A 5,030-nucleotide genomic window follows, 5' to 3' on the forward strand; every position below is an offset into this window, starting at 1 on the left:
CCACCTGCGTGCTGGGTGCCACCTCGGGCGCCCGCGGCTCCGGTTGCCGTGCCCCCTGCGGCTGCTGTCCCGGCACCCGCTGCTGGGGCGGCGGGACCTGGTGCGCCGGTGCGTCCTGGTGGGGATACGGCTGCCCGCCCGTGGCGTGCCGAGGGTGCCGCGGCTCGTCCGACACTGCTACCTCCGAAGGGTGGTCACCGATAGCTGGGCTGGGGCGGGGACGCGTCGCCGAGGTCCTCGCGCAGCCAGGTGTCGTAGCTGTCCTGCCAGGCACCGTCGCGCACGTCCTCGAGCACGGCGTTGACGTAGCGCACCATGTCCTCGTCGCCCTTGGGGATGCCGATGCCGTAGTACTCGGTGGTGAACCGCTCGCCGACGATCTTGGTCGATTGCCGGTCCTGGGCGCGCATCCCCGCGAGGATGGTGTCGTCGGTGGACACCGCGGCCACCTGTCCCTGCTGCAACAGCACGAGGCAGTCCGCCCAGTCGTCGACCGCGACCGGGATCGGGCGCGGTTCGTGGGCCGCGATGGCGCGCAGGGACGTGGACTCCCGGGTCGCGCACACCCGCCTGCCGCCGAGTCCGTCCATGCCGTTGATGTTGGCGTCGGCGTTGACCAGCACCCGCTGCCCCGCCACGTAGTAGACGGACGAGAAGTTGATCTCTTCGAGCCGCTCACAGGTGATCGAGAACGTGCGCACGACGATGTCGACGTCGCCGTTGCTGAGCGCGTCGATCCGGTCGGCCGAGCTGATCGCGCGGAACCGGATCGCGTCCGGGTCGCCGAGCAGTGCCCGCGCGATCTCCCGCGCGATGTCGATGTCGAACCCGTTCAGCTCGCCGGTGTCCGGGTCGGAGAAGCCGAACAGGAAGGTGTTCTGGTCCACCCCGGCGATCAGGTAGCCCCGCTCGCGGATCTCGGCCATGGTCGAACCGTCCGGGATTCGCGCGCTGGGACTCAGGCTGGCCGTGGGATCGCAGTCGGAGTCGGCGTTCCCGCCGTCCGCGATCTCGGGGTCGATCTCGGTGCCCGCGGGCATCGGCCACTGCGCCGAGCCGACCGGGGCCGGGTCGACGGGCTCGGCCGGACCGGAGCACGCGGTGAGAACCACCGCGAGCGACGCGGCGAGGATCGCGGACACTCTCGTCGTTCTCATCAGCGGTACTCCCGGAGCCGTTCGCGGATACCCAACGTCGCACCGAGCGCGGCGCCCACCGACAGCACCGCGAACCCGGGAGCCAGCAGGGTCAGCGCGCCGGAGGCGGCCGTGGTCTCGTCGACGAAGTTCTGTCTCGCCGTGCCGATCGCGGCGGCGAGCTCGCCGTCGAGCCGGGTGAACGCCGTGGCGGAGCCGTGGTCGTAACGCGGATCGGTCGCCAGCGCCGTCGCCCGCCGGTAGTCACCCGACTCGTTCAGCTCACGCACCCTGCGGTGCGCCTCCAGCCAGGCGATGCCCGCCTCCGTGGCCGAGTCGAGGTGACCCGACGCGGCGTTGTCCTCGGCCTCCGCCCGGGCCTCGGCCAGCAGGCCGCCCCGGCCGTCCTCTCCGGCGAAGCGCCGGAACCCCTCGGCGAACCCCTGGTCGTAGTCCGTGCCGCCGCCGCGCGCCACGAGGTTGAGCGTCTCGTCCGCCCGTGCCTGCAACGCCGAGATGCGGGACCGGACCAGCAGGTCGGCCTGCTCGGTGCCCTCGTCCCGCGCGCTGCCCACGAGCACGCCCTGCACGGTCAGCGCCACCGCCGTCCACAGCACGGCGACGCCGACCGCGCCGGTGGCCACCAGCAACCCCACGTTGAACACGCGGTTCGTCCTGCGCTTGAGGTAGAGCTGGGCGGCGACGAGCGCGGCCAGCAGGGCCAGCACCAGCGCCGCGGTCAGCCACGGAAAGCCCGTGGCGTCGTCCTGGGACTCGCGGAGCCGCTCCGCGTCGAGCGAGTAGAGCCGTTGCGCGGCGGGCAGGATGTCCGACCGCAGCAGTGCGGAGGCCTCGCGCAGGTAGGCCGCGCCCACCGGGTGCCCCTGCCGGTCGTGCACGCGGGCGGTCTCCACCAGGCCGGTGTAGGTCGGGAGCTGCCTGCTGATGATCTCGATCTGCTCGGCGGCCTCGGGGACAGCGCCGGTGTCGGAGGCGGCCTTCGACAGTGCCGCGCCCGCCTTGGCGATGTCGTGCTCGTAGCGCCGGCGCAGTTCGGGAGACTCGACACCGGCCCACAGGAACGCGCTGGCTGCCGTCGCGTCGGCGTCCGACAGCGACCGGTACAGCTCCTGCGCCGCCGCGGCCAGCGGCTCGCGGTGTTCGACGAGCCCGTCGACGGTGTCGGCCCGGTCCTGCGCGGCCAGCGTGCCCACGAGTCCGGTCAGCAGCGACAACGCGACGAGACCCGCGCCGATCAGGGAGAGCCTGCCCGGGGTCGTGGCGGCCGAGGACGTCAGCCTGCGCACGGCACCCGCGGGAAGGTCGAGCAGCCACGCCACCCCCGACCTCGCCCCGCGCGGGTCCCGTGGCGGCTCGACAGCCCCGGGCGCGGCGGTCGGGCCCGGACCGGTCCCCGGCACGGTGCTCGTCATCGCGTTCCTCCACCCAGTCGCGGCACGCGCATGACCGTAGTGCAGTCGGTCGCCACGCGGACGCGGACTCCACGATCAGTGCGGTGATCGTGGTGCTGCTGTGATGCGGGCGGCGAAGGGGTCACGAGATGATCACGACCCGGGTGCGCGGGCGTGCCGTGTGGCAGGTCCGGACCACGCGGGGCGCGGCGGCATGCCATTCTGTCCGCTCGTGAGCTACGCACACTGGGAGATCGTGCCGACCAGGTGGAAGGACAACGACGTCTACGGCCACATGAACAACGTCGTGCACTACACCTTCATGGACACCGTGATCAACAACTGGTTGATCGGCGAGGGCGGCCTCGACATCCACGAGGGGCCGACGATCGGGTTGTGCGTGGAGTCGCGCTGCGCCTACCACGCCTCGCTCGCGTTCCCGGAGAAGGCGGCGGTCGGCCTCAGGGTGGGCCACCTCGGCCGGTCGAGCGTGCGCTACGAGGTGGGCATCCACCGCGAGGACCGCTCGGAACTGATCGCCGAGGGTCACTTCGTGCACGTGTTCGTCGACCGGGGCACCCGGCGCCCGGTCGAGCCGACCGGGCGGCTGCGCGAGTCGCTCGAACGCCTGCGTATGGAGTGAGCACGGCCTCGCGCGGGCATACCGCCCCGAGCGGGGCACGCACCTCCCGACGACGTACGCTACAGCCGGTAGTAGACAACGGGAGGCTCGGTGATCACCTGGTTCGCCGTCGCGCTCGCGGTGTGCGCGCTCGCGGTCGCGGCGTGGAGTTTCGCGCTCGTGGTGGCCGACCGACCGCCCGCCCGGCCCCTCCTGGCCGGCATCGCCGCCGTCGAGGCGCTGCTGGTCGTGCAGGTCGTGGTCGCGGTGGTGCTGTTGATCGCGGGGCAACGCCCCGGCAGCATGCTGACCTTCGTGGCCTACCTGGTGGGCACGCTGCTCGTGCTGCCCCTGGGCACGGTCTGGGCACTGGCCGAGCGAAGCCGGTCGGCCACGGCCGTGCTCGGCGTGGCGTGTGTGACGGTGCCGGTGCTCATCCTCCGGATGCATCAGGTGTGGGAGGGCGCCAGTGCCTGAGACACCCGACACGCCGAACGCGCCCGGCGCCCCGGGGACGGCGCGCCGGGGCCCCGAGGCCACCGCCAGCGGTCCGGGCCGGGTGCTCGTCGCCGTGTACGCGATCTTCGCGATCGGCGCGACCTCCCGGGCGGGCGTGCAGATCGCGACCCGGTTCGGCGAGGCACCCGTGCCGTATCTGCTCTCGGCCTTCGCCGCCGTCGTCTACGTGCTCGCCACCGTGGCGCTGGCCCGCGCGGGCAGGCGGTGGTGGCGGGTGGCGGTCACGGCCTGCGCCTTCGAGATGACCGGGGTTCTCGTCGTGGGCGCCACCAGCCTGGCACTGCCCGGCGCGTTCCCGGACGCCACCGTCTGGTCGAACTTCGGCATGGGGTACCTGTTCATCCCCCTGGTACTGCCCGTACTCGGGTTGCTGTGGCTGCGCCGGACGGCGCCGTCGCGCTGAACGCGCGCCGCCCGGCGTCCGGGTGCGGACGGCCGCCGGGTCCGGCCGATCACCAGAAGACGGCGATGAGCACGTTCGCCAGCGTGAGCCCGGCGAGCGAGCCGACGATCCCGCGCCCTGCGGACGGCCTGCGCCACACCACGTGTGCCAGCACCAGGACCGCCACCGCGACCACCAGCTTGACCGCGATCTTGGTGTTGTCCACCTCGGTATCGACGAGCCCGGCCGAGGCGATCCCGGTCAGCGCCACACCGGTGAGAGCCTGCGCCCCGGCGCCGGAGAGCAGGATCATGCCGCTGGGTGCGGACGGGGCCACGACGCGGGTGACGACTCCGCTGACGAGGGTGGCCATGCCGAGCAGGTGCGTGACGACGAGCACGTCGTAGAGGATCTCCATGCGCGAGAACCTACTACATGACGTAGTAACTACTGGAGAGGCACGGCGAACAGGCTCGCCGACGTGCTCAGCGCCGTCAGCAGCAACACGCACGCGAGCGGCCACACCAGCGGCAATCGCGCCCGCTGCGGCTGGCGCAGGCGCCTGATCCGCGCCTGCACGGGCGTGTCGGCGACCGCCAGCGCCCCGGCCGGGGTTCCCGCGACACCGCTGACCCGGAAGCGCTCCAGCGCGCTGGCCAACGGTTCCCGTCCGTGCTTGCGGGCGGCCTTGTCGTCGGCGCACATCTCCACGAGCAGCTCGATGGTCGCGCACACGCGGGTCAGTGTCGTGCTGCGCGGCAACAACCGTCGCAGCGCCTGGAACGGGGCCACCACGAGGTCGTGCCGCTCGCGCACGTGGGCGCGCTCGTGCGCCAGCACCGCGGCGAGCTCGGCCGGAGTGAGCATCCGGCGCGCGCCCGCGCTGACCACGATGTGCGGGGTGCGACCCGGGAGACAGTAGGCGACGGCGGCGGGGTGGTCGAGCACCAGCGCGTCCG

The 5,030-nt window shown here is 72.7% G+C and carries 7 protein-coding genes; 3 read left to right on the top strand and 4 right to left on the bottom strand.

Annotation, left to right across the window (positions count from 1 at the left end; translation table 11 throughout):
- Positions 1 to 194: 194 nt before the first annotated feature.
- The gene (locus tag SACSA_RS0105040) at positions 195 to 1,157 is read right to left on the bottom strand and encodes a glutamate ABC transporter substrate-binding protein (protein WP_028661550.1); all 963 of its coding nucleotides are present in this window, start codon (positions 1,155 to 1,157) and stop codon (positions 195 to 197) included.
- Entirely contained in the window at positions 1,157 to 2,569 is a 1,413-nt protein-coding gene (locus tag SACSA_RS0105045) for a hypothetical protein (RefSeq protein WP_028661551.1), read from the bottom strand. The genes SACSA_RS0105040 and SACSA_RS0105045 overlap by 1 nt, the downstream gene beginning before the upstream one ends.
- Positions 2,570 to 2,780: 211 nt before the next feature.
- On the opposite strand from SACSA_RS0105045, the gene SACSA_RS0105050 reads away from it, so the two are divergent.
- The 3 genes from SACSA_RS0105050 (at position 2,781) to SACSA_RS0105060 (ending at position 4,092) form a co-directional block, all read left to right on the top strand.
- The gene (locus tag SACSA_RS0105050; RefSeq protein WP_198008949.1) at positions 2,781 to 3,191 is read left to right on the top strand and encodes an acyl-CoA thioesterase; all 411 of its coding nucleotides are present in this window, start codon (positions 2,781 to 2,783) and stop codon (positions 3,189 to 3,191) included.
- A gap of 90 nt (positions 3,192 to 3,281) precedes the next feature.
- On the top strand, positions 3,282 to 3,647 hold the full coding sequence (locus tag SACSA_RS0105055; protein WP_019814069.1) for a hypothetical protein: 366 nt from the start codon (positions 3,282 to 3,284) through the stop codon (positions 3,645 to 3,647).
- Positions 3,640 to 4,092 (top strand): membrane protein, encoded by a 453-nt coding sequence (locus SACSA_RS0105060; RefSeq protein ID WP_019814070.1) that lies wholly within the window; start codon positions 3,640 to 3,642, stop codon positions 4,090 to 4,092. The genes SACSA_RS0105055 and SACSA_RS0105060 overlap by 8 nt, the downstream gene beginning before the upstream one ends.
- 49 nt (positions 4,093 to 4,141) lie before the next feature.
- On the opposite strand, the gene SACSA_RS0105065 is transcribed toward SACSA_RS0105060, so the two are convergent.
- The gene (locus SACSA_RS0105065) at positions 4,142 to 4,489 is read right to left on the bottom strand and encodes a hypothetical protein (protein ID WP_019814071.1); all 348 of its coding nucleotides are present in this window, start codon (positions 4,487 to 4,489) and stop codon (positions 4,142 to 4,144) included.
- Positions 4,490 to 4,518: 29 nt separating this feature from the next.
- Positions 4,519 to 5,030 (bottom strand): M56 family metallopeptidase (locus SACSA_RS21605; protein ID WP_019814072.1); only part of this gene is annotated, 512 nt, incomplete at its 5' end.

The sequence above is a fragment of the Saccharomonospora saliphila YIM 90502 genome (assembly GCF_000383795.1).
In the GTDB taxonomy this organism is placed as follows: domain Bacteria; phylum Actinomycetota; class Actinomycetes; order Mycobacteriales; family Pseudonocardiaceae; genus Saccharomonospora; species Saccharomonospora saliphila.

Coding starts and splice junctions, on each gene's coding strand:
- SACSA_RS0105045 (WP_028661551.1), bottom strand. CDS start 2,569: ATGACGAGCACCGTGCCGGGGACCGGTCCGGGCCCGACCGCCGCGCCC.
- SACSA_RS0105040 (WP_028661550.1), bottom strand. CDS start 1,157: ATGAGAACGACGAGAGTGTCCGCGATCCTCGCCGCGTCGCTCGCGGTG.
- SACSA_RS0105065 (WP_019814071.1), bottom strand. CDS start 4,489: ATGGAGATCCTCTACGACGTGCTCGTCGTCACGCACCTGCTCGGCATG.